The 23,300-nt window shown below is 50.1% G+C and carries 22 protein-coding genes and 1 rRNA gene; 3 read left to right on the plus strand and 20 right to left on the minus strand.

Translation table 11 applies throughout. The features are described from left to right. The first annotated feature begins 1 nt into the window (after window position 1). Window positions 2–96: ribosomal RNA gene (gene rrf / locus WC5_RS12720) — 5S ribosomal RNA — on the plus strand. Window positions 97–197: 101 nt separating this feature from the next. On the opposite strand, the gene WC5_RS12715 is transcribed toward rrf, so the two are convergent. The 7 genes from WC5_RS12715 to acrE form a co-directional block, all read right to left on the minus strand. Continuing rightward, on the minus strand, window positions 198–956 hold the full coding sequence (locus WC5_RS12715) for an amino acid ABC transporter ATP-binding protein (RefSeq protein WP_000083513.1): 759 nt from the start codon (window positions 954–956) through the stop codon (window positions 198–200). A 7-nt stretch (window positions 957–963) separates the two neighbouring features. Beyond that, window positions 964–2,067 carry an amino acid ABC transporter permease gene (locus WC5_RS12710; RefSeq protein WP_010349805.1) on the minus strand — a complete coding sequence of 368 codons (1,104 nt, stop codon included), beginning with the start codon at window positions 2,065–2,067 and terminating at the stop codon, window positions 964–966. Window positions 2,068–2,076: 9 nt separating this feature from the next. Further along, window positions 2,077–3,258 carry an amino acid ABC transporter permease gene (locus tag WC5_RS12705; RefSeq protein ID WP_010349802.1) on the minus strand — a complete coding sequence of 394 codons (1,182 nt, stop codon included), beginning with the start codon at window positions 3,256–3,258 and terminating at the stop codon, window positions 2,077–2,079. 67 nt (window positions 3,259–3,325) lie between these two features. Next, on the minus strand, window positions 3,326–4,351 hold the full coding sequence (locus tag WC5_RS12700; RefSeq protein WP_000738561.1) for an amino acid ABC transporter substrate-binding protein: 1,026 nt from the start codon (window positions 4,349–4,351) through the stop codon (window positions 3,326–3,328). 430 nt (window positions 4,352–4,781) lie between these two features. Continuing rightward, complete coding sequence (locus WC5_RS12695; protein ID WP_000825639.1) at window positions 4,782–5,003, minus strand: putative periplasmic lipoprotein; 222 nt, start codon at window positions 5,001–5,003, stop codon at window positions 4,782–4,784. Window positions 5,004–5,254: 251 nt separating this feature from the next. Continuing rightward, window positions 5,255–8,359, minus strand: a complete 3,105-nt coding sequence (acrF, locus tag WC5_RS12690; RefSeq protein ID WP_001273311.1) for a multidrug efflux RND transporter permease subunit AcrF — start codon at window positions 8,357–8,359, stop codon at window positions 5,255–5,257. A gap of 11 nt (window positions 8,360–8,370) precedes the next feature. Then, window positions 8,371–9,528 (minus strand): multidrug efflux RND transporter periplasmic adaptor subunit AcrE, encoded by a 1,158-nt coding sequence (gene acrE, locus WC5_RS12685; protein ID WP_000160371.1) that lies wholly within the window; start codon window positions 9,526–9,528, stop codon window positions 8,371–8,373. A 400-nt stretch (window positions 9,529–9,928) separates the two neighbouring features. On the opposite strand from acrE, the gene acrS reads away from it, so the two are divergent. Then, entirely contained in the window at window positions 9,929–10,591 is a 663-nt protein-coding gene (acrS, locus tag WC5_RS12680; RefSeq protein ID WP_001129493.1) for a multidrug efflux transporter transcriptional repressor AcrS, read from the plus strand. A 2-nt stretch (window positions 10,592–10,593) separates the two neighbouring features. Here the strand turns inward: acrS and WC5_RS12675 are convergent, their stop codons facing one another. The 12 genes from WC5_RS12675 to acuI form a co-directional block, all read right to left on the minus strand. Beyond that, on the minus strand, window positions 10,594–10,773 hold the full coding sequence (locus tag WC5_RS12675) for a DUF2556 family protein (RefSeq protein ID WP_000620011.1): 180 nt from the start codon (window positions 10,771–10,773) through the stop codon (window positions 10,594–10,596). Between the two features lie 83 nt (window positions 10,774–10,856). Continuing rightward, a complete protein-coding gene (yhdJ, locus tag WC5_RS12670; RefSeq protein ID WP_001258931.1) occupies window positions 10,857–11,741 on the minus strand; it encodes an adenine-specific DNA-methyltransferase in 885 nt (294 codons plus the stop codon). 85 nt (window positions 11,742–11,826) lie between these two features. Further along, the gene (fis, locus tag WC5_RS12665; RefSeq protein ID WP_000462905.1) at window positions 11,827–12,123 is read right to left on the minus strand and encodes a DNA-binding transcriptional regulator Fis; all 297 of its coding nucleotides are present in this window, start codon (window positions 12,121–12,123) and stop codon (window positions 11,827–11,829) included. A gap of 25 nt (window positions 12,124–12,148) precedes the next feature. Then, window positions 12,149–13,114, minus strand: a complete 966-nt coding sequence (gene dusB, locus WC5_RS12660; protein WP_001219652.1) for a tRNA dihydrouridine synthase DusB — start codon at window positions 13,112–13,114, stop codon at window positions 12,149–12,151. A gap of 328 nt (window positions 13,115–13,442) precedes the next feature. Next, the gene (gene prmA, locus WC5_RS12655; protein ID WP_001145811.1) at window positions 13,443–14,324 is read right to left on the minus strand and encodes a 50S ribosomal protein L11 methyltransferase; all 882 of its coding nucleotides are present in this window, start codon (window positions 14,322–14,324) and stop codon (window positions 13,443–13,445) included. 11 nt (window positions 14,325–14,335) lie between these two features. Continuing rightward, window positions 14,336–15,787, minus strand: coding sequence for a sodium/pantothenate symporter (gene panF / locus WC5_RS12650; RefSeq protein WP_001175701.1), 1,452 nt, complete (start codon window positions 15,785–15,787; stop codon window positions 14,336–14,338). After that, the gene (locus WC5_RS12645; RefSeq protein ID WP_000381170.1) at window positions 15,777–16,019 is read right to left on the minus strand and encodes a YhdT family protein; all 243 of its coding nucleotides are present in this window, start codon (window positions 16,017–16,019) and stop codon (window positions 15,777–15,779) included. The genes panF and WC5_RS12645 overlap by 11 nt, the downstream gene beginning before the upstream one ends. A gap of 108 nt (window positions 16,020–16,127) precedes the next feature. Further along, window positions 16,128–17,477 carry an acetyl-CoA carboxylase biotin carboxylase subunit gene (gene accC, locus WC5_RS12640; RefSeq protein ID WP_000884623.1) on the minus strand — a complete coding sequence of 450 codons (1,350 nt, stop codon included), beginning with the start codon at window positions 17,475–17,477 and terminating at the stop codon, window positions 16,128–16,130. Window positions 17,478–17,487: 10 nt separating this feature from the next. Beyond that, window positions 17,488–17,958: an acetyl-CoA carboxylase biotin carboxyl carrier protein gene (accB, locus tag WC5_RS12635; RefSeq protein WP_000354618.1), complete on the minus strand. Its 471-nt coding sequence runs from the start codon at window positions 17,956–17,958 to the stop codon at window positions 17,488–17,490. Between the two features lie 395 nt (window positions 17,959–18,353). After that, window positions 18,354–18,953: a protein-methionine-sulfoxide reductase heme-binding subunit MsrQ gene (msrQ, locus tag WC5_RS12630; RefSeq protein WP_001240071.1), complete on the minus strand. Its 600-nt coding sequence runs from the start codon at window positions 18,951–18,953 to the stop codon at window positions 18,354–18,356. Further along, window positions 18,954–19,958, minus strand: coding sequence for a protein-methionine-sulfoxide reductase catalytic subunit MsrP (gene msrP, locus WC5_RS12625; protein WP_000723880.1), 1,005 nt, complete (start codon window positions 19,956–19,958; stop codon window positions 18,954–18,956). 97 nt (window positions 19,959–20,055) lie between these two features. Next, window positions 20,056–21,030 carry an acrylyl-CoA reductase (NADPH) gene (gene acuI, locus WC5_RS12620; protein ID WP_001148449.1) on the minus strand — a complete coding sequence of 325 codons (975 nt, stop codon included), beginning with the start codon at window positions 21,028–21,030 and terminating at the stop codon, window positions 20,056–20,058. A 151-nt stretch (window positions 21,031–21,181) separates the two neighbouring features. On the opposite strand from acuI, the gene csrD reads away from it, so the two are divergent. Further along, window positions 21,182–23,122, plus strand: a complete 1,941-nt coding sequence (csrD, locus tag WC5_RS12615; RefSeq protein ID WP_016159495.1) for an RNase E specificity factor CsrD — start codon at window positions 21,182–21,184, stop codon at window positions 23,120–23,122. On the opposite strand, the gene WC5_RS25545 is transcribed toward csrD, so the two are convergent. Beyond that, window positions 23,119–23,268 (minus strand): hypothetical protein, encoded by a 150-nt coding sequence (locus tag WC5_RS25545; RefSeq protein WP_016159494.1) that lies wholly within the window; start codon window positions 23,266–23,268, stop codon window positions 23,119–23,121. The genes csrD and WC5_RS25545 overlap by 4 nt on opposite strands. Window positions 23,269–23,300 lie beyond the last annotated feature (32 nt).

Consider the following 23,300-nt stretch of genomic DNA (forward strand, 5'->3'; position numbering starts at 1 on the left):
GTAGCGCGGTGGTCCCACCTGACCCCATGCCGAACTCAGAAGTGAAACGCCGTAGCGCCGATGGTAGTGTGGGGTCTCCCCATGCGAGAGTAGGGAACTGCCAGACATCAAATCAAGCGAAAGGCCATCCGAAAGGATGGCCTTTTTGCATTGTGCGAAAAAAGTTGGATTCACCTTTACAGTCCAGGAAACGCAACTTAATGGATTACCTGCGATAAAAATGCCCTGGTACGCTCTGATTTAGGATGCGCAAAAAACTCATCTGGTGCAGCTTGTTCCACTATCTCTCCGCGATCCATAAAAATCACCCGGTCAGCGACGGTTCGCGCAAATCCCATCTCATGCGTTACGCACAACATCGTCATACCCGATTGCGCCAGCCCAATCATCGTATCCAGCACTTCTTTCACCATCTCCGGATCGAGCGCCGATGTAGGTTCATCAAACAGCATAATCTTAGGCTTCATACAAAGTGAACGTGCTATAGCAACGCGTTGCTGCTGACCACCGGAGATCTGTCCGGGAAACTTCTGTGCATGTTCTGCAATTCTCACCCGCTCAAGGTAATGCATCGCCAGAGCTTCAGCCTCTTTCTTTGGCATCTTGCGTACCCAAATCGGTGCCAGGGTACAGTTCTGTAAAACGGTCAGATGTGGGAAAAGATTAAAATGCTGAAAGACCATTCCCACTTCCTGTCTGACACGCTCAATATTGCGGATATCTTCGTTAAGTTCGATGCCATCCACCACGATCCGTCCCTGTTGATGTTCTTCCAGATGATTAATACAACGAATGGTTGTCGATTTACCGGAACCTGAAGGGCCACACAGAACGATCCGTTCGCCCAGTTGCACGGTTAAATTTATATTTTTCAAAACATGGAATTGTCCAAACCATTTATTGACGTTTTCCAGCGTAATCATCGCGTTAGCAGGTTGCAGTAAACTTTGGCTCATAGTGTCCTCAATGCGGTGTACGCCCGGTGTTAAAACGTTTTTCCAGATGCTGGCTATAGCGCGACATGCTGAAACAGAAGATCCAGTAGATCAGTGCGGCGAAAACATACCCTTCGGTCGACATGCCCAACCAGGCGGGATCGACGGTGGCTTGCTGGACGCTACTGAAAAGATCGAACAACCCGATAATGATCACCAGGCTGGTATCTTTGAAGAGTGCGATGATGGTATTGACCAGCCCAGGAATTACCAGCTTCAACGCCTGTGGCAGAATAACCAGTCCCTGGGTTTTCCAGTAACCCAACGCCAGCGATTCCGCCGCTTCATATTGCCCCTTTGGCAGCGCCTGTAATCCGCCTCGCACGACTTCTGCAACATAGGCTGACTGAAACAGGATCACGCCAACCAGCGCGCGGATCAGTTTGTCGATACTGGTGCCTTCTGCCATAAACAACGGCAGCATGACCGAAGACATAAACAACACGGTGATCAGCGGCACGCCACGCCAGAACTCGATAAAAATGACCGATAAGATACGCACAATCGGCATATGGGAGCGGCGACCTAATGCCAGCAAGATCCCCCACGGTAGCGCCCCCGCGATCCCAACTGATGCAATAATCAAAGTCAGCGTCAGCCCGCCCCATTGCCGGGTTTCAACCCGCGCCAGACCGAGAAAACCGCCATACATTAGCCACCAGACGATGAGTGGGTAGATAACCGCCCATACTGCAATATAGCGCCCGCGATGAGGGAGTATTTTCCAGAACATCGGCGCAATCGAAACCAGGCCAATCAGTAATGCCAGATTAATTCGCCAGCGTTGGTCGTGTGGGTAAAGCCCATACATAAACTGACCAAATCGTTCGTGGATGAAAACCCAACAGGCACCGGCTTTTGTGCAGTCGGCACGCGTTGAGCCAACCCAGTTAGCCTGCAAAAATGCCCAGTTCAGCAACGGCGGAATCAATTCCCACATCAACCACAAGCAGCCAATAGTCAGCAGGCTATTGCCCCAGCTGGAGAACAGGTTTTTGCGCACCCACACCATAGCGCGGCTTGAGTTATGGCTCGCCGGGCGCGGGGGATGAGACAGCAATACTTTTGTCATCATGACTCCTTAGCGTTCAACGATCGCGATACGGCGGTTATAGATATTCATCAGCAGCGAGATAGTCAGACTGATAATCAGATAGACCGACATGGTCATGGCTATAGTCTCGATAGCTTGCCCCGTCTGGTTCAGTACGGTGCCAGCAAACAGCGAAACCATATCCGGGTAGCCAATAGCGGCGGCAAGAGAGGAGTTTTTGACGATATTGAGATACTGGCTGGTTAACGGCGGAATAATCACTCGCAGCGCCTGGGGAATAATGACCTGGCGTAACGTAACCGGGTTGGGTAACCCCAGCGAGCGGGCAGCTTCATGTTGACCATAAGGCACCGCCTGGATCCCGGCGCGGATAATCTCGGCGATAAATGCAGAGGTATAAACGGAAAGCGCCAACGTTAAGGCTGCCAGTTCGGGTATGAGAACCATACCGCCACGGAAGTTAAACCCTTGTAGCGCCGGAATATTCCAGTGCACTGCTGCACCAAAAAGCCAGTGTGCCAGTAAAGGCAAACCAATGATCAACCCAACGGTGACAGGCCATGTACGACGCAGTTGACCGGTCTTTATCTGGTGCGTTTTATTGAAACGGAATAACCCAACAGAAATGGCTATAGCAATAACAACAGCCACTATGAACGCGAGAAATCCATCTCCCAGTTGCGGTGAAGGAATGTAAAGTCCACGATTGCTCAAAAAGATCAGATCTAACGCGCTCACCGCCTGGCGTGGTCCGGGCAAATTGCGCAACACGGCAAAGTACCAGAAGAAGATTTGCAGCAATGGCGGAATATTACGGAAGATCTCAATATAAATTGTGGAAAGCTTTCGTAGCAGCCAGTTATCCGAAAGTCTCGCCAGACCGATAAAGAAGCCCAGAACAGAAGCGAATACAATACACAATGCTGAAACCAGTAGCGTATTGAGTAAGCCGACAATAAAAACGCGTCCGTAAGTATCGCCCTGCTGGTAATCGATCAAATGCTGGACGATACCGAAGCCAGCTCCGCGATCCAGAAAGGCAAACCCCGATGTAATGCCGCGATTGCTTAGATTCGTTACGGTGTTATGGAAGAGCCAGCCTACAATGCCGACGACGGCGACAACGGCAAGGATCTGGAAAAGCCAGGCGCGAACCGTAGGATTGGCAAATGAAAGTGAACCTTTAACGGTTGTGCGGCGATGGGACATAGGAACCTCGGAAACCATAACGCTAAAGAGAGCGCCGCTGTAGCGACGCTCATTACCTCACACCGACTTAACGCACGGGCGGTGCGTACTGGATGCCACCGTTATTCCAGAGATTATTTTGACCACGTTTAATTTTCAGTGGGCTTTCGGAGCCGACGTTGCGCTCAAAAATTTCCGAGTAGTTACCCACCTTTTTGATGATGTTGTATGCCCATTGGTTATCCAGCTTCAGATCTTTGCCGTAATCGCCCTCTTTACCCAGTAGATGCGCCATATCAGGCGTTGCCGGATTCGCCGCTTTCTCATCGACGTTCTGGGAATTGATGCCCATCTCTTCAGCATTCAGCATGGCAAAAAGCGTCCAGCGCACAATAGAGAACCATTCGTCATCGCCACGGCGGACTACCGGACCAAGCGGTTCTTTAGAGATAACTTCTGGCAGCACGATCCACTCGGCTGGGTTGCTTAATTTGATTCGCAATGCATACAGTTGTGATTGATCCGAGGCCAGCGTATCGCAGCGACCAGATTCCAGAGCCTTCGCGGATTCGTCAGAGCGATCGAAGGTCACGGGCGTGTACTTCATATTGTTTGCCTTGAAGTAATCGGCAACGTTGAGTTCGGTGTCTGTTCCTGCCTGAATACAGACCGTTGCGCCGTCCAGCTCTTTCGCGCTTTTTAGCCCCGCTTTATCGTGCGTCAGGAAACCAATGCCATCGTAATAAGTGACACCAGTAAATGCCATTCCCATGCCTGCGTCACGAGATGAAGTCCAGGTTGTATTACGAGAGAGTAAATCCACTTCGCCAGATTGCAATGCAGTGAAACGCTCTTTTGCGGTGAGCGGGGTGTATTTCACTTTTGTGTCATCGCCAAATACAGCGGCGGCGACGCCACGACAAACATCAACATCAATACCAGAAAACTTGCCATCTGCATCGGCATAAGAGAATCCAGGCAATCCGTCACTGATCCCGCATTGCACAAAACCTTTTTTCTTTACAGCATCGAGCGTCGCGCCAGCATGTGCCTGATTTGCAACGGCAAGCAGCACGCTGGCGGCAGCCAGTGTGGCTATCATCATCTTTTTCATAATGCTTCCTGTGAGGCGAAAATTATCGTTATAGGACGTTTGGGAAACGCCTTTTACCTGTCTGTGGCCATCCTCTTATAAGCAAAAGTAGTGCCAGCTTTTGCGCACGATTTCGCGTCGCAATAAGCTGAGTGTAGACAGGAAATAATAAAAACAGCGCCCCGCAATGGTGCGAAAATGAAACATGCGCCACATTTTGGCGCAAAAGATTTACTCGTATTTTGCTAAGCAGAATAATGATTATTGGCGTGAGTATCGGTGGGGAGGATGTGATTAAAAAATAAATTAATGCGTTATTTCGATATTGAGGTAATGCTGCGAGATAAAATGCTTAATTAAAAGGGGATTAGCCAGCGAAATATAGCGGTGTTTAACGTATAGAAAGATTCTGTATCGTTAAACAGAGCGCGGAAGTCCGCGCTCTGTTCAGTTATTTTGACAGAGCAATGATCCCCATCGTAAGGCCAGCGACAGCCGCCGCCCCGCCAGCAATAGCTCCGGCAGTTTCCCAGTTATCCTGTGTTGTACCTTTCATACAGGTATTGGTGTGAACCAGGCGTCCCTGATCGTCATAAACTGGAACGCAGGGGGAATCGTGAGCACAGCCCGCCAGCAATGCGGTGAGCAATGCCACAGGAATTAATCTTTTCATGGTGTTACCTCAGTAATAACGCTATCGCTTAATAAGTTAACTCTCTTATTAGCGAGCTGAATGCCATTTTATCACTGGAGGTTATAAATCTTGCGGAATGAATAATGACAAATTATGTGAATTGTAAAAATAGTGAAGGGAGCATGGGCTATAGAAAGTTATTAAAGAGTGAGTGGAAGATTATCTTATTAATTTTTATGGTGTTCAGTGGAATTAATAAAGGCGCCCGAAAGCGCCTTTATGTTTCTGATTTATCCTTTAAAGCAACGGCGGATCACGACAAAGAACACCGGTACGAAGAAAATCGCCAGCAATGTTGCAGAGACCATTCCGCCCATTACACCGATACCCACTGCGTTCTGCGCGCCACTGCCGGCACCGTTACTGATAGCCAGCGGCAATACGCCGAGAATAAAGGCGAGAGAGGTCATCAGGATAGGACGCAGACGCATACGTACTGCCATCAGCGTCGCTTCGACAACACCTTTCCCCTCTTTCTCCATCAGATCTTTAGCGAACTCAACAATCAATATGGCGTTTTTGGCTGACAAGCCAATTGTCGTTAACAAGCCCACCATAAAGTAAACGTCATTTTTTTGATTAAAGATTGTCGCGGCCAGCAGCACGCCAACAATCCCTAACGGCACGACCAACATAACCGAGACAGGTATTGACCAGCTTTCATAGAGCGCAGCAAGGCACAGGAAAACCACTACGAAGGAGATTGCCACCAAAGCAGGAGCCTGGTTACCCGATAAGCGTTCCTGGTACGACATACCTGTCCAGTCATAACCAATGCCTGCCGGTAATTTTGACGCAAGGTTTTCCATCAACGCCATGGCATCGCCGGAACTGGTTCCTGGCGCGGCTTCCCCCTGAATTTCCATTGACGGCAGACCGTTGTAGCGTTCCAGTCGCGGAGAACCATACACCCAATGTGAAGTGGTAAAGGAAGAGAATGGCACCATTTCGCCGTTGGCGCTGCGAACATAAAGTTTATCGACATCTTCTGGCAGCATACGGAATTTGGCATCCGCCTGAACATAAACTTTTTTCACGCGACCACGATCGATGAAGTCGTTAACGTAAGTCCCGCCCAACGCCGTAGAAATGGTCTGATTGATGTCAGAAAGCGATACGCCTAATGCTTGCGCCTTTTCCTGGTCAACTTCAAGTTTGAATTGCGCGGTATCTTCCAGGCCATTAGGGCGCACACTGACTAAGCTGCCAGGATGTTGCGCCGCCATGCCAAGCAGCTGGTTGCGGGCCTGGGTTAGGGCATCGTGACCCAGCCCTGCCTGATCAATTAACTCAAAGTCGAAACCCGTTGCCGTGCCCAGTTCAACAATAGCAGGCATATTAAACGGAATGACAAAACCGTCGCGGATCTTACCCAATTCCATTTTGGCGCGATGGATAACCGCTTCCGCGCTGTTTTCGTCGCCACTACGCTCTTCCCACGGTTTCAGGCTGACGAAGGCCATCCCGGCGTTTTGCGCCTGGCCGCTGAAGCTAAACCCGTTAACCGTAAAGACACTTTCAACGTTTGCTTTTTCATTGTGCAGATAGTAATCCGTCACCTGATCCAACACTTTTTGCGTCCGCTCTTGCGTCGCGCCAGCGGGTAGCTGAATCATAGTCAGAAAGACACCCTGGTCTTCTTCCGGCAAGAACGAAGAGGGGAGACGTAAAAACAACACCACCATTCCGGCAACTATCAACGCATAGATCAGTAAATATCGTCCTGTGGAACCGAGGATTTTGCCGACGCTGTTGGTGTAGTGATTAACGCTATGATCGAAAGTGGTATTAAACCAGCCGAAGAAACCACCCTTATTTTCGTGATGCTCAGCAGAGACGGGTTTGAGCAGCGTTGCACATAACGCAGGAGTAAGGATCAATGCCACCAGTACGGAAAGCGCCATTGCTGAAACGATGGTGATAGAGAACTGGCGATAAATTGCCCCTGTGGAACCGCCGAAGAATGCCATCGGAATAAATACCGCTGACAGCACCATCGCGATACCCACCAGTGCGCCCTGAATTTGCGACATCGATTTTTCCGTCGCTTCTTTTGGCGGGAGCTTATCCTCCATCATCACGCGCTCGACGTTCTCCACCACCACTATCGCATCATCGACGAGCAGCCCAATGGCAAGCACCATCCCGAACATCGTTAGTGTGTTGATGGAGTAACCAAAAGCGGCGAGGATGGCAAACGTCCCTAACAACACCACGGGCACCGCAATGGTGGGGATCAGCGTTGCTCGCATATTCTGCAAGAACAGATACATCACCAGGAACACCAGCATAATGGCTTCGAACAGCGTTTTTACCACTTCGTGAATAGAAAGCTGGACGAATGGCGTGGTGTCATAAGGGTAGAGAACTTTCATTCCCTGCGGGAAGAATGGCTGTAATTCCGCTAGTTTTTCCTTAATGGCTTTCGCGGTATCGAGAGCGTTCGCACCGGTTGCCAGCTTAATACCCAGACCCGCCGCCGGTTTACCGTTGATGCGAGCGATAACGTTATAGTTTTCACCGCCTAGTTCAACCCGTGCGACATCTTTCAGGCGCACAACCGAACCATCGCTGTTCACACGCAGGGTAACTTTGCCGAACTCTTCCGGATTTTTTAATCGCGTCTGAGCAATAATCGAGGCGTTCAACTGTTGCCCTGGTAACGCTGGCGTTCCGCCCAACTGTCCGGCAGCAATCTGATCGTTTTGCACTTTCAACTGGTTAATTACATCAACCGGTGTCAGCTTATATTTGTTCAGCAGATCGGCGTCCAGCCAGATACGCATCGCATACTGTGCGCCAAAGAGTTGCACGTCACCAACGCCATTCAGGCGGCTAAGCGTATCTTTAACGTTAGAGGCCACATAGTCCGAGATATCGTCCTGTGTGGTGCCTGGGTTATCAGAGACGAAACCCGCCACCATTAAATAGCTGCTACTGGACTTTTCAACGCTGATCCCCTGCTGTTGAACTTCCTGCGGCAGCAACGGCGTGGCGAGCTGGAGTTTGTTCTGCACCTGCACTTGCGCGATATCTGGATCGGTTCCGGACTGGAAGGTGAGGGTAATTGTCACGCTACCGGCGGAATCGCTGGTGGAGGACATATACATCAGGTTATCGATACCATTCATATTCTGTTCGATAACCTGCGTCACCGTATCCTGCACGGTCTGCGCATCAGCGCCCGGATAGTTTGCCGAAACAGAAACCGCAGGCGGCGCAATGGTTGGGTACTGGGCGACGGGCAATTGTAAGATCGCCAGTACGCCCGCCATCATCAGAATAATGGCCAGCACCCATGCAAATATCGGTCGTCGAATAAAAAAGTTTGCCATGTCAGATTGCCTTACTTCGATGCAGTATCTGCGGGGGTATCGGTAGTGGCTTTAACCTGTTCTCCCGGACGCGCTTTTTGCAGGCCGCTGACAATGACTTGATCGCCAGATTTCAGCCCTTCGCTAATCAACCATTTATCGCCAATCGCCTGGCTGGCAACGACAGGGCGCGCTTCAACCTGGCTTTTATCGTTCACAATCAGCACGGTTGCGTCACCACGTGGTGTGCGGCTAACGCCTTGTTGCGGGATAAGAATGGCATCAGGTTGTACGCCTTCATCAATCCGTGCGCGCACAAACATACCCGGCAAAAGCGTATGTTGCGGGTTAGGGAAGACCGCGCGTAGGGTTATGGAGCCGGTGCTTTCATCAACGGTCACATCGGAGAATTGCAGCGTGCCTTTCAGGGGATAGGTTTGACCGTTTTCCATGACCAGTTCTACGTTGCTGGTAGCGTTTTCCTTATGCAAATTCCCTTGCTCTACGGACTGCTTCAGCCTCATGAAATCGTTGCTGGATTGAGTAACGTCGACGTAGATAGGATCAAGTTGCTGGACAGTCGCCAGTTCAGTTGTTTGCCCGTTAGTGACAAGAGCACCTTCGGTCACAGTAGATTTGCCGATACGTCCGCTAATGGGCGCAGTCACTTTGGTATAAGCGAGATTGATGCGGGCGCTTTCGACCGTGGCTTTTGCGGCAATTACGGCGGCATCGGCCTGGCGAGCATCAGCAATGGCCTGGTCGTACTCCTGCTGACTGATGTATTTCGTACCCACGAGCGGAACGTAACGTTTTACCGTCAAATGCGCGATGGAGGCGGCGGCTTCACTTTTCGCCAGTTCGCCTTTCGCGCTGTCATAACTTGCCTGATAGGTCGCTGGATCGATCTGGTACAGGGACTGGCCTGCCTGCACATCGCTGCCTTCAGTGAAATTACGATTCAGTACGATCCCACTAACCTGTGGGCGAACTTCGGCAATACGAAAAGCATTGGTGCGCCCTGGTAATTCAGTTTTTACTTCTAACGGGGCCGTTTTCACAACATGAACGGTAACCTGCGGTTCACCGACGTGAGCTTTCTCTTCTCCCTTATCGTTACAACCCGCGATTAAAGCAGCGGAGATCAGAATAAAGGAGGGCAGGAGGAAAAACCTGGCATGTTTCGTCATTACTATTCCTCAAAAAAACCAAAAGCGCGTTATTTACCCAAAAAGGCAACGCGTTAACTCGCAGAAAGAAAAAATACAGTTCGCTATCCTACAAATTATCATTCGTCGATGTAAGGAATAGTTATGAATACTGGCGTCTCAAGGCACATAAACACAAAAAAAGATTAATATTCTGATGTTTTGTTTTGATGCGAATTGAATGAGGTGGAATTAAATTCACGCAAATGGAAATATATATTGATTGAGTGAATGAATTTTAGATAAACAATACATATGATTTATTTGACGATTTATGGCAACTCAATATTAGCCTCTCGTATAAATACACATCAGGTGATAGATTAACCTGCGCTATTTTCTCACCCTGTGTCTAATATATTTATTTTCTGAATAATTAACTATGGCCAAAAGAACTAAAGCCGAAGCCCTGAAGACCCGGCAAGAACTGATTGAAACCGCCATCGCCCAGTTTGCACTACATGGCGTAAGCAAAACGACGCTCAATGACATCGCCGACGCCGCTAACGTCACGCGTGGCGCTATCTACTGGCACTTCGAAAACAAGACCCAGTTGTTTAATGAAATGTGGCTGCAACAGCCACCATTGCGGGAGTTAATCCAGGAGCGTCTGGCGGCAGGGTCAGACCATAACCCGTACCAGCAATTGCGTGAAAAACTGATTGTTGGCTTGCAATATATTGCCGAAACTCCCCGCCAACAGGCATTACTGCAAATCTTATATCACAAATGTGAATTTAATGATGAGATGCTGGCAGAGGCAGTAATACGCGAGAAGATGGGCTTTAATCCGCAGACTCTCCACGAAGTATTGCAATCATGTCAGCAACAAGGTTGTGTGGCAAATAACCTCGATTTAGATGTCGTGATGATTATTATTGATGGCGCCTTCAGCGGTATTGTTCAAAACTGGTTAATGAATATGGCGGGTTACGATCTTTATAAACAAGCACCCGCATTAGTCGATAACGTATTAAGAATGTTCATGCCAGATGAAAACATAACGAAATTAATTCATCAAACAAATGAATTAAGTGTCATGTAAATTTACATTCTGTCCTGAAAATTCAGCTCATCACAGTTAACCAGTTTAAGTGGATTAACCGAGTTCATATTGCGGCATTTGTCTGTTTCTGTTGCCAGCAGTTCAATCCATTGCATCAGTAAAGTATCAAACAGAAAAACGGAGATAGCGAAAACGACGAGCCACCAATACTTGCGAATCATTACCTGAACCTGTGCATGTTTAACCTGGTCTGGCAGGAAATATACACGAAATGAATAATCTGAAAACCAGGCTTACACTTCCTTTACTTTGCAATGGGATCGGGGTCAACTTCGCTTAACCGGCTTCGTTTTGACAGGTTGCAGGTCTTTCTTTTTTTCACTTTCGCCAGATCTTCCACGGAGTAATGTGACACGACATCCAGCCGTCGAAGTCCCATCTTGATGTACTCGATGTTAATCTCAATACCAATGAATTTTCGCCCGCTGGCGACGGCTACGGCACCGGTAGTAAAGCTACCGGCAAACGGGTCAAGAACGACATCTCCAGGGTTGGAAGAGGCGAGAATAATGCGCTTCAGTAATGCTTCCGGTTTTTGCGTCGGATGGTTTTCATATTCATCCATCAAATAACGCACGCGCGGAAAATCCCAGACATTACCCGGTACTTTTTGATGATTGTAAGGCTGTGGAGGATTTTTACGATAATCGATCAACGCGCGCTGCGATCCGGTTTTAGCTTCTACCAGAATAGCATCACCGTTGAACGTGTAGTTCTTTGCATCTTTCACCATCATCAGGATGGGTTCGTACATGGAGCCGTAGTGTTTCTTTGCCTGCACCCCAGAACTGTCATATGACCAGACGATGCGACTTTTGATGGTAAAGAACTTGCGGCACTGGATATCGATAAAGGGCATGTTTTCCGTGCTGTTCATGATGTACATGCTGCCCTGCTTTTTCAGAACGCGGTGGCACTCTGCAATCACTTCAAACAGCCAGTCGATAAACAACTCTTCTTTCCAGGCTTCGATCAGACCATCAAAATTTTTACCGATGTTATAAGGTGGGTCGGCAAAGATCAGATCGACGCTTTCGGTGGGTAGTTTTTTAAGCTCGGCAAGTGCATCACCGTGAATAATGGTCTTAGCTTCATTACCAAACCGGGTCGGTTCACATCCTGTTCTCATGGTCACTCCCTTTGTGACACCTATAAAAAAGGCGCTTCCCCATGCCGAGTAGCGCCTTTTTAATCAAGCATTTAGCTAACCTGAATTAGTTCATGCCGTACTTTTTCAATTTTTTACGCAGCGTACCACGGTTGATGCCCATCATCAGCGCAGCACGGGTCTGGTTACCACGGGTGTATTGCATCACCATGTCCAACAGGGGCTGTTCTACTTCAGCCAGTACCAGCTCATAGAGGTCATTCACATCCTGACCATTCAGTTGAGCAAAATAGTTCTTCAGTGCCTGTTTAACCGAGTCACGCAGGGGTTTTTGGGTTACCTGATCCTGAGAGTTAACGGTAGAAACGGTCAGTACGTCAGAATTTACGCGTTGTTCGAACATAGTTCTGTCAGCTCTTTATTTCTGTTTACGCAAAATTTTCGAAGTATGCCTCCAACGCCTCCAGCTGTTCGCTGGCATCCTCAATGGCGTTGAATGTGCGCCGAAACTGGTCATTTGGAGCGTGTTCCTGGAGATACCAGGAAACGTGTTTACGTGCAATTCGGTATCCTTTTGCCGGACCATAAAAGTCATGCAGTTCCCGAACGTGCGCGCAAAGCAAGCGCTTAACCTCTGCCAAAGGCAGCGGGGGCAGCAACTCCCCAGTGTCCAGATAATGCTGGATTTCCCGAAAGATCCAGGGTCTTCCCTGAGCTGCACGGCCTATCATCAGAGCATCCGCCCCTGTATAGTCGAGCACAGCTCTGGCTTTAAGCGGGTCAGTAATGTCGCCATTCGCGATAACCGGAATGGAAACTTTCTGCTTAACTGCCCGAATACTGTCGTACTCAGCTTCTCCATTGAACAAACAGGCGCGTGTACGGCCATGAATGGTCAGAGCCTGAATGCCACAGTCTTCAGCCAGTTGGGCAATCTCTTCACAGTTACGGTGTTCCGGCGCCCAGCCGGTGCGAATCTTCAGGGTAACAGGAACGTCCACTGCATTGACGACCTCGGTAAGGATCGATTTAACGACATCCGGGTACTGCAAGAGGGCTGAACCTGCGAGCTTGCGATTCACTTTTTTAGCCGGGCAACCCATATTGATATCAATAATCTGGGCACCGCTTTCCACGTTAATACGTGCTGCATCTGCCATTTCTTTCGGATCGCTACCAGCAATTTGCACGGTGCGAATACCGGGTTCATCAATGTGCACCATCCGTAAACGAGATTTGTCGCTTTCCCAAACCTGAGGGTTAGAAGACATCATCTCGGATACTGTCAATCCGGCTCCCATCTCGTAGCACAACGTCCGAAAAGGTCTGTCTGTAATGCCAGCCATGGGCGCTGCGATCAGGCGATTTCTGAGCTGATATTGTCCGATGCGCATGAGTTAAGAAATGACCATACTGTGACTGCAAGGCGGCGTATATTACGCATTTTTTGCACGAGATGAAAGGCCAAACTTTGACCAATCCTCTGAGATGGATCAAAGAATTGCATTTAAAATGAGCGTAGCGCGATAATTAATCATAAAAATCATCATATTAGAAAATAGTGACTAAAATTTACACTCAAAGAAATTTGAGTAAGTTCTCAATTTTTCTTTATGAATGAAAATTTTGGCACGCAAAATTGCGTAAATAATCAGCAAATTTACGTGCCTTTTGTGACCTTGCTCGCACTTCGCCCTGCATCACCATGTGGTGATGCGAAGGTTAATTCTTACGACCAGTAATGCGACACCACTCTTCTTTTTCCACAACCGGGTCCAGAGCGAAGCTGTCGACATAAGCTTCGCAAACGCTCTCCGCCTGGCTTGCCAGAATACCGGAAAGGCCCAGCAAACCGCCTGAAACCGGCAGGACGCTGATTAACGGTGCCAGTTCACGTAATGGGCCTGCGAGGATATTAGCGACCACCACGTCGGCTTTCATTTCTTCTGGCTGATCTTTCGGGAGATAGAGTTCCAGACGCTCGGAAACGCCATTGCGTTCAGCGTTGTCACGGCTTGCCTGAATAGCCTGCGGGTCGATATCAATACCAATAGCTTTTGCTGCACCAAGTTTCAGCGCCGCGATAGCCAGAATGCCGGAGCCACAACCAAAGTCGATGACCGTTTTACCGGTTAAATCGAGGCTGTCGAGCCATTGCAGGCACAGAGAGGTAGTTGGATGAGTCCCTGTACCAAACGCCAGGCCAGGGTCTAACATCACGTTGACGGCGTTTTCGTCCGGCACATCACGCCAGCTTGGGCAGATCCACAGACGTTCACCAAAGCGCATTGGGTGGAAATTATCCATCCATTCGCGCTCCCAGTCTTTATCTTCCAGTTGTTCGATTTTATGCGCGAAGCCCGCGCCGAGCAGCGGATGGTTTTCCAGAATCGCCACAACTTCATGCATGTCAGCTTCAGCGTCGAACAGACCTATCACATCGGTATCGCCCCACAGGCGAGTTTCGCCAGGCAGCGGCTCAAACACCGGTGTATCGTGGGTGTCCTGAAAAGTGATAGAAACGGCACCCGCTTCCATCAGCGCATCGCTAAGATCTTCTGCGTTCGCGCCGGTGGTGTTCAGTTTCAGTTGGATCCAAGGCATGGCAAAACTCTTTATTTATCAGTAGTCAAAACGGTAGCTTGCGGGACGGATGTACCGAAACGGTTTCCGACCAGGAAAGCCAGCAAACTTAGCAGTAACGAGGGCACGATAGGGTGGAAGCCCAGGTACTGAATATTCAGCGTCGCAAGTACGGCATACAGCACGCCGCCGACGATCATGGCACTTAGCGCGCCTTTGGCGTTGGCGCGTTCCCAGTAAAGACCCAGCACCAGCGGCCACAGGAAAACGGCTTCCAGCCCTCCGAAGGCCAGCAAATTCAGCCAGATGATCATTTCTGGCGGCTTCCAGGCGGCAAGCAGCAGCAACGCGCCGAGAACTAACGTAATTACTGCCGACATCCGCTTCAGACGCGTCTCATTTTGCATTTGATCCGGACGAATATTCAGATAGAGATCTTTAATGATCGTAGCGGAACTTTGCAGCAATTGAGCGTTGATTGTCGACATGATCGCAGCCATTGGTGCAGCAAGGAAGATCCCGGCAGCAAATGGCGGCAGCACTTTTACCATCAACGTTGGGATCACCAGATCCGGTACGGTGAGATCGGGGATCACTGCCCGACCTAACGCTCCGGCAAGGTGCATACCAAACATCAGGATCGCCACCACAACCGTACCGATGATGATCCCACGATGTACTGCTTTACTGTCTTTATAAGAGATGCAGCGCACAGCGGTATGCGGCAGACCAATCACGCCAAAACACACCAGCACCCAGAACGACGTCATAAAGGCTGGCGACAAAATATCGTCAGCACCTTGCGGCGTAACCAGCTGCGGATCGATGGTTTGCAGCGTCTCTACTGCGTTGCTTAAGCCGCCAGCAGCATGGACCACGCCGACCAGCAGCACAATGGTGCCAATCAGCATCACCAGCCCTTGCATAGTGTCGTTCAGCACGCTGGCGCGGAAGCCGCCAAAGGCGGTATACAACGCAATGCTGATACCGAAAATCAGCAAGCCGGTTTCATAAGGAATACCTGCAGCGGTTTCCAGCAGACGCGCACCGCCGATAAACTGCACGGTCATCGCACCAACGAACGCAACCAGCAAACTCAAACTTGCCAGCCATACCAGAAGACGGCTCTGGTAGCGGGCAAACAGCATATCGTTCAGCGTTACTGCATTGTAACGGCGCGCGAGAATCGCGAACTTTTTGCCAAGAATACCGAGTGAAAGCCATACTGCAGGCAACTGGATCATCGCCAGCAACACCCAGCCCAGCCCGTATTTATAAGCAGCACCTGGCCCGCCGATAAACGAACTGGCGCTGATATAGGTTGCGGTGAGCGTCATCGCCAGCACAATACCGCCCATAGAACGGCTGCCGAGGAAATACTCATTAAGGAACGTGCCCGCGCTCCGTTTACGCATCGCGTAGACAGAGATCCCGAACACCACCACCAGATAGGCGACCAGCGGTAGAATTACTTCAAGCTGCATCGTCATCCTCCAGCGGGATATCGCGATAGATAAATTTCACCATCGCCCAGCACAGTCCAATAAACAGCAGCGGCGTCAGGATGCAGGCCATCTCAAACCAGCGTGGAAAGCCGGTAAAACCGGGGGCAACGCCAGGTAAGTAAGCGGCTACTAACCATACAGCCAGATACAAAAGGGTCAGCCCCAGCGCCCAGCGCGCCTCTTTATGGGCCTGAACAAAACGAGTGTCCATTTTTTGTCCCTGATGGGTGAAGAAAGCGGGGATTGTACCTTATGGGGCTTGTCGATCCCCAGAAATAAAACAGGCCGGAAAATCCGGCCTTTTGACGTTTTTGCAGTTTTATTTTTCCTGAAGACCGAGTTTTTTCTCCAGATAGTGGATGTTAGTGCCACCATGCTGGAAGTTCTCGTCGTTCATGATGCGGATCTGCAGATCAACGTTGGTTTTGATACCGTCGATGATCAGCTCCTGCAGCGCATTCTTCATGCGTGCAATCGCCACGTCACGGTTTTCACCGTAGCAAATCAGTTTGCCGATCATTGAGTCATAGTACGGCGGCACGGTGTAGCCAGCGTAGATATGAGACTCCCAACGCACGCCAAAACCGCCAGGTGCGTGGAAACGGGTGATTTTGCCCGGGCTTGGCAGGAAGGTGTTCGGATCTTCGGCGTTGATACGGCATTCCACCGCATGGCCGCGAACGTGAACTTCTTCTTGCTTGATCGACAGCGGTTGACCTGCCGCGATACGCAGCTGTTCTTTGATCAGGTCAACGCCGGTGATCATTTCAGTAACCGGGTGTTCTACCTGAATACGGGTGTTCATTTCGATGAAATAGAACTCGCCGTTTTCGAACAGGAACTCGAAAGTACCTGCACCGCGATAGCCGATATCAACACACGCTTTAGCGCAACGTTCGCCGATGTAACGACGCAGTTCCGGGGTAATGCCCGGTGCTGGCGCTTCTTCGACGACTTTCTGGTGACGACGCTGCATGGAGCAGTCACGTTCTGCCAGATAGATTGCGTTGCCCTGACCGTCCGCCAGTACCTGGATCTCGACGTGGCGAGGATTTTCCAGGTACTTCTCCATATAAACCATATCATTGCTAAAAGCAGCTTTCGCTTCCGCACGGGTCATGGAGATAGACTGCGCCAGTTCAGCGTCGCTGCGCACAACGCGCATACCGCGACCGCCGCCGCCGCCGGAGGCTTTGATAATCACCGGATAACCAATGCGTTTTGCAATGGCGCGGTTTTTATCCATATCGTCGCCCAGCGGGCCGTCAGAACCCGGAACGCAAGGAACGCCAGCTTTTTTCATCGCTGCAATTGCAGACACTTTGTCGCCCATCAGGCGAATAGTGTCTGCTTTCGGGCCGATGAAGATAAAGCCAGAGCGTTCAACCTGCTCGGCAAAATTAGCGTTTTCGGAAAGGAAGCCGTAACCCGGATGGATTGCTACTGCGCCGGTGATTTCAGCGGCGCTGATGATAGCCGGGATGTTCAGATAACTTTTTACTGACGGAGCCGGGCCAATACAGACCGTTTCATCTGCCAGTAATACGTGTTTTAAATCGCGATCCGCGCTGGAGTGCACAGCGACAGTCTTAATGCCCAGTTCTTTACAGGCACGAAGAATACGCAATGCAATCTCGCCACGGTTGGCAATAACAATTTTATCCAGCATGTTCGCCTCGTTACTCGATGACGACCAGCGGCTCGTCAAATTCTACCGGTTGTCCACTTTCGACCAGAATTGCTTTCACAGTACCGGATTTGTCTGCTTCGATCTGGTTCATCATTTTCATGGCTTCAACGATGCACAGGGTATCGCCCACGTTCACTTTCTGACCCACTTCGATGAACGCTTTCGCGTCCGGGCTTGGGGTGCGATAGAAAGTACCAACCATTGGGGAACGTACGATGTGACCACTGATTTCCGCTGCTGCTGGCGCTTCCATGGAAGGAACGGTCGCCGGAGCGGCTGCGTTAGATTGAGCTGGCTGCTGCATCATCGGTGCAGCGTAAGCTTGTTGCATCATCGGGAAACTAGCGGCAGGTGCTGCACGGCTGATGCGTACTGACTCTTCGCCTTCAGAAATTTCCAGTTCAGAGATGCCTGATTCTTCAACCAGCTCGATCAGTTTTTTAATCTTACGAATATCCATGAGTGGGTTCCGTACTCTTTGTTTAGTGTGATTGTGACAGGCGTTTCACCGCCGTCTGTAAAGCGTATGCCCCGACAGCTGTATGCATAGCGATAAATTCCAGCTGACCGGGACGCCGGTCTATTTTGCCCCAGAGCGTCAATGTGAGACTTGACGGACATTGTGCAGCGATCTGCTGCTATCCTCCGGCAAAAAACAAAATATACCTTCGTTGCGCCATTGTCACCTTTTCCGCAGCTTAAAAACCGCGTTAGGGAGAACGAAGTCGCACATTATAACGATTTCGTAGCAATTGGCAGCTAAATACTGGTCTTATCAGGGAAGATAATCAACAGCTAACATGTAAATAACTTTCAACGCCGTGCATTTTGCAACAAGCCGCACAGTTCATGAAATTAGCGCCACCATTGACGGAACTTCTTAAAACGTAAGGCTAAAAGCAGTAAAGCCAGCCCGGCGTAGATAACCGGCTGTGGTGAGATAATCTTCACTGACCACAGATAATGTATGGGAGCCAGGATCGCGACCAGATAGACGAAGTTATGCAACTGTTGCCAGCGTTTACCTAAGTTTCGCTGCATCGCCTGCGTGGAAGTGAATGCTAAAGCCAGTAAAATCAGCCAACTGACAATGCCGAGCGTTAAATAAGGTCTGGTGATTAATTCCTGACCGAATAACGTCAGGTTATTCACGCCCAGTTCCAGTAAGGCATAACTGGTTAAGTGCAGCGTTGCCCAGGCGAAACACCATAAACCTAGCAGGCGGCGGGTGCGTATCAATAAGGGCTGTTTAGCATAGCGCGCTAGTGGCGTAATTAATAAGGTCGCCAGCAAGAATTTCAGCGCAGTCCGACCAGTAAAATGCTGAATATCTTTCACCGGATCGGCGCTTAATCCGCCATGATTGATTGCCCATACCAGCCAGACAAACGGTAAAAATCCGGCAAGATGCAGGCAAACTTTCAGCCATGTCACTTGTTTTGCTGTCAGTCGCACTTAAAAATTCTCCCGTAAATCCAGGCCACGATAAAGCGACGCTACTTGATCGGCATATCCGTTAAACAGCAACGTAGGCTGGCGTTGTACATCCAGAATGCCGCCTGAACCAATAAAACGTTCGGTGGCCTGCGACCAACGGGGATGATCAACATGCGGATTGACGTTGGCGTAAAAGCCATATTCATTGGGCGCAGCCAGATTCCAGGTGGTTGGCGGACGTTCGCGGGTCAGCTTAATGCTGACAATCGATTTAATCCCTTTAAAGCCATATTTCCACGGCACAATCAGCCGCACAGGTGCGCCATTTTGTGGTGGTAGCGCCTTGCCATAGACACCGACGGTCATCAGCGTGAGTGGATGCATCGCTTCGTCGAGACGTAATCCTTCTATATAAGGATATTTCAGGCCGCCGCCAATAAACCGGTCCTGCTGGCCTGGCATCTGTTCCGGCGCATAAATGGTTTCGAAGGCGACGTATTTTGCGTTACTGGTTGGTTCCGCCAGTGCCAGTAATTTGTGCAGCGGGAAACCAATCCACGGTACGACCATCGACCATGCTTCCACGCAGCGCATACGGTAAATCCGCTCTTCCAGCGGGAAACGATGGGTTAAGGCGTCGTGGTCGAGCGTTAATGGTTTGGCGACTTCACCACTGATTTTCAACGTCCACGGATCGGTTTTCAGGCTGCCGGCATTTGCCGCTGGGTCCGCTTTATCCAGCCCGAACTCATAGTAGTTGTTATAGCCGGAAACTTTATCTTCCGGCGTGAGCGGCAGATTATTTTGCCAGGCGGCAGGTTTACTAAACTCCAGCGGCTTCCCGGCAGGTGCGGGCGGGCGATCGTTGCCCTTAAACCAGTTAAGCAGGTCGGCATGTGTAGTGGTTGGCAGAGAAAGTGCAGCTGCGCTGATGCCTAATGTTTTCAGAATCTGCCGACGTTGCATAAAAAAAGCCGATTCGGCAGTGACATCGGCTTCTGTAAATTGACGAATTTTTTTCATAACAGACTCCCGGTATGCTCCTGATTACTATGGCAGGGAGAATGTCAAAGTGCTGCTAAAATTCGTTAGTTATATGTAAATTATTTTGTACGAAATCTTAACTTATTTTTACCAGTGTGCGCCCCTGCACTTGGTTATTAATAATGGCTTCGGCAAACTTCGGTGCCTCTGTCAGTGAGATTTCTTTTGCTGCCTGTGAATAGAATGATTCCGGTAGATCAGCGACCAGACGCTGCCAGGCCTGCGCCCGACGAGCTGGTGGCGTCATGACTGAATCCACTCCTTGCAGACGGACGTTGCGCAGAATAAACGGCATTACCGTGGTTGGCAGAGCAAAGCCACCCGCCAGACCACAAGCCGCCACGCAGCCGCCGTAGTTCATTTGTGCCAGTACTTTCGCCAGTACTTTGTCACCAACGGTGTCAATTGCGCCTGCCCAGAGTTGTTTTTCCAGGGGACGGGATTCAGCAAACTCATCGCGCGGCAGAATACGGCTGGCGCCTAAACTTTTCAGATACTCATGGGTACTTTCGCGACCAGATACAGCAACGACCTGATAACCTAACTTATGCAACAGCGCCACGGCTGTACTGCCGACGCCGCCGCTGGCACCCGTCACCACAATCTCGCCATCCTGCGGACGAATACCGGCATCTTCCAGTGCCATTACGCACAGCATGGCGGTAAACCCGGCAGTACCGATAATCATCGCTTTACGCGCGTCCAGACCTTGCGGCATCGCAACAAGCCAGTCACCTTTTACGCGCGCCTGTTGTGCCAGCCCGCCCCAGTGGTTTTCACCGACGCCCCAACCCGTCAGTAACACTTCCTGACCGGCATGAAAACGAGGATCTTCACTGGCGCGTACCGTTCCGGCGAAGTCAATGCCAGGAATCATCGGAAAATTACGGATGATTTTTCCTTTACCGGTAATCGCCAGTGCATCTTTATAATTCAGACTCGACCACTGGACATTGACCGTCACATCGCCTTCCGGCAGGCGACTTGCGTCCAGAGTCTGTACAGATGCGAGGGTTTTACCGTCCTGCTGTTCTAAAAGTAACGCCTGCATAAGAGATCCTCATGTGCATGATGGATTGGAAAATAATTTCTGAAGACTATACTCGCTAATGGAAAAGCAAAGCCGATGAAGCGCAATAAATTGCGAGATAAATCTGATTTGCTAGTATGCCCGCGTCCTCACTATCGGAGTTAACACAAGGATGAGATTAACGACGAAATTTTCGGCCTTTGTCACGCTGCTCACCGGGTTAACAATTTTTGTGACTCTGTTGGGCTGCTCGCTTAGTTTCTACAACGCCATTCAGTATAAGTTTAGTCATCGTGTTCAGGCAGTGGCGACGGCGATCGATACCCACCTTGTGTCGAATGACTTCAGCACATTGAGGCCACAAATCAGCGAACTGATGATGTCTGCGGATATCGTTCGCGTGGATCTTTTGCACGATAAAAAACAGGTTTATACCCAGTCCCGCAATGGTAGTTACCGTCCGGTGGGAACCAGCGATCTGTTTCGCGAACTGACTGTACCGTTGATTAAACATCCGGGGATGTCGCTGCGTTTGGTTTATCAGGACCCGATGGGCAACTATTTCCACTCGTTGATGACCACCGCACCGCTCACCGGTGCGATTGGATTTATCATTATTATGCTCTTCCTGGCAGTACGCTGGTTACAGCGGCAACTTGCCGGGCAAGAACTGCTGGAAACCCGCGCCACACGTATTTTAAATGGTGAGCGAGGCTCGAATGTGTTGGGAACCATCTATGAATGGCCGCCCAGAACCAGCAGTGCGCTGGATACGCTGCTTTGTGAAATTCAGAACGCACGCGAACAGCACAGTCGTCTTGATACGCTGATCCGCTCCTATGCTGCTCAGGACATCAAAACCGGCCTTAATAACCGACTCTTTTTCGATAATCAGTTAGCAACGTTACTGGAAGATCAGGAGAAAGTGGGGACTCACGGGATCGTGATGATGATCCGCCTGCCGGATTTCAATATGTTGAGCGATACCTGGGGACACAGCCAGGTTGAAGAACAACTCTTCACCCTGACAAATCTGTTATCGACATTTATGATGCGTTATCCCGGGGCGCTATTGGCGCGTTATCACCGTAGCGATTTCGCCGTGCTGTTGCCACATCGGACATTAAAAGAGGCGGAGAGCATTGCCGGGCAATTGATCAAGGCGGTCGATACCTTACCGACGAATAAAATGCTGGATCGTGATGATATGATTCACATCGGCATCTGTGCCTGGCGTAGCGGGCAGGATACCGAGCAGGTGATGGAACATGCGGAATCTGCCACGCGCAATGCGGGATTACAGGGCGGCAATAGCTGGGCTATTTACGATGACTCGCTACCTGAAAAAGGGCGCGGTAACGTTCGTTGGCGTACGCTCATCGAGCAAATGCTGAGTCGCGGCGGCCCGCGTCTTTATCAGAAACCGGCGGTTACCCGTGAAGGGCAGGTTCATCACCGCGAACTGATGTGTCGTATCTTTGATGGTAACGAAGAGGTCAGTTCGGCGGAATATATGCCGATGGTGTTGCAGTTTGGCTTATCGGAAGAGTATGACCGTCTGCAAGTCAGTCGCCTCATCCCGCTGTTACGCTATTGGCCGCAAGAAAATCTGGCGATTCAGGTCACCGTTGAGTCGTTGATTCGCCCGCGTTTCCAGCGTTGGCTACGCGATACACTGATGCAGTGTGAAAAATCACAGCGAAAACGCATAATTATTGAACTTGCAGAGGCTGATGTTGGTCAACATATCGGTCGCTTGCAACCTGTCATTCGTTTGGTGAATGCTTTAGGCGTTCGGGTCGCCGTCAACCAGGCTGGTTTGACGCTGGTAAGTACCCGTTGGATCAAAGAACTTAATGTCGAATTACTCAAGCTCCATCCGGGGCTGGTAAGAAACATTGAGAAGCGAACAGAGAATCAATTGTTGGTGCAGAGCATGGTAGAAGCGTGTTCCGGGACCAACACCCAGGTTTACGCTACTGGCGTACGTTCGCGAAGCGAGTGGCAGACCCTGATTCAGCGTGGGGTTTTGGGTGGGCAGGGGGATTTTTTTGCGTCCTCACAGCCACTTGATACTAACGTGAAAAAATATTCACAAAGATACTCGGTTTAACCTGCCGTTTGATCCGTTTTCACGTAGAATAACGCGCGCTGCGTTTCACGGGAGCGTGCTTGTCTGTTCGCCAGATTGTTGCAGCACATATGCAGATTAATGACCTTACGCAGTTGCAAACAGGCGAGGAATGCATGCTGATGCATTTAGCCTCTCTGGACTCAGGTAGAGATTTGTA

This window comes from Escherichia sp. KTE114, from assembly GCF_000407765.1.
Lineage (GTDB): Bacteria > Pseudomonadota > Gammaproteobacteria > Enterobacterales > Enterobacteriaceae > Escherichia > Escherichia ruysiae.

Coding starts and splice junctions, on each gene's coding strand:
- WC5_RS12695 (WP_000825639.1), bottom strand. CDS start 5,003: ATGAAAAGATTAATTCCTGTGGCATTGCTCACCGCATTGCTGGCGGGC.
- accC (WP_000884623.1), bottom strand. CDS start 17,477: ATGCTGGATAAAATTGTTATTGCCAACCGTGGCGAGATTGCATTGCGT.
- panF (WP_001175701.1), bottom strand. CDS start 15,787: ATGCAGCTTGAAGTAATTCTACCGCTGGTCGCCTATCTGGTGGTGGTG.
- csrD (WP_016159495.1), top strand. CDS start 21,182: ATGAGATTAACGACGAAATTTTCGGCCTTTGTCACGCTGCTCACCGGG.
- WC5_RS12700 (WP_000738561.1), bottom strand. CDS start 4,351: ATGAAAAAGATGATGATAGCCACACTGGCTGCCGCCAGCGTGCTGCTT.
- msrP (WP_000723880.1), bottom strand. CDS start 19,958: ATGAAAAAAATTCGTCAATTTACAGAAGCCGATGTCACTGCCGAATCG.
- WC5_RS12715 (WP_000083513.1), bottom strand. CDS start 956: ATGAGCCAAAGTTTACTGCAACCTGCTAACGCGATGATTACGCTGGAA.
- acrF (WP_001273311.1), bottom strand. CDS start 8,359: ATGGCAAACTTTTTTATTCGACGACCGATATTTGCATGGGTGCTGGCC.
- acrE (WP_000160371.1), bottom strand. CDS start 9,528: ATGACGAAACATGCCAGGTTTTTCCTCCTGCCCTCCTTTATTCTGATC.
- prmA (WP_001145811.1), bottom strand. CDS start 14,324: ATGCCTTGGATCCAACTGAAACTGAACACCACCGGCGCGAACGCAGAA.
- acrS (WP_001129493.1), top strand. CDS start 9,929: ATGGCCAAAAGAACTAAAGCCGAAGCCCTGAAGACCCGGCAAGAACTG.
- acuI (WP_001148449.1), bottom strand. CDS start 21,030: ATGCAGGCGTTACTTTTAGAACAGCAGGACGGTAAAACCCTCGCATCT.
- WC5_RS25545 (WP_016159494.1), bottom strand. CDS start 23,268: ATGCATCAGCATGCATTCCTCGCCTGTTTGCAACTGCGTAAGGTCATT.
- fis (WP_000462905.1), bottom strand. CDS start 12,123: ATGTTCGAACAACGCGTAAATTCTGACGTACTGACCGTTTCTACCGTT.
- WC5_RS12705 (WP_010349802.1), bottom strand. CDS start 3,258: ATGTCCCATCGCCGCACAACCGTTAAAGGTTCACTTTCATTTGCCAAT.
- accB (WP_000354618.1), bottom strand. CDS start 17,958: ATGGATATTCGTAAGATTAAAAAACTGATCGAGCTGGTTGAAGAATCA.
- yhdJ (WP_001258931.1), bottom strand. CDS start 11,741: ATGAGAACAGGATGTGAACCGACCCGGTTTGGTAATGAAGCTAAGACC.
- WC5_RS12710 (WP_010349805.1), bottom strand. CDS start 2,067: ATGACAAAAGTATTGCTGTCTCATCCCCCGCGCCCGGCGAGCCATAAC.
- dusB (WP_001219652.1), bottom strand. CDS start 13,114: ATGCGCATCGGACAATATCAGCTCAGAAATCGCCTGATCGCAGCGCCC.
- WC5_RS12645 (WP_000381170.1), bottom strand. CDS start 16,019: ATGGACACTCGTTTTGTTCAGGCCCATAAAGAGGCGCGCTGGGCGCTG.
- WC5_RS12675 (WP_000620011.1), bottom strand. CDS start 10,773: ATGATTCGCAAGTATTGGTGGCTCGTCGTTTTCGCTATCTCCGTTTTT.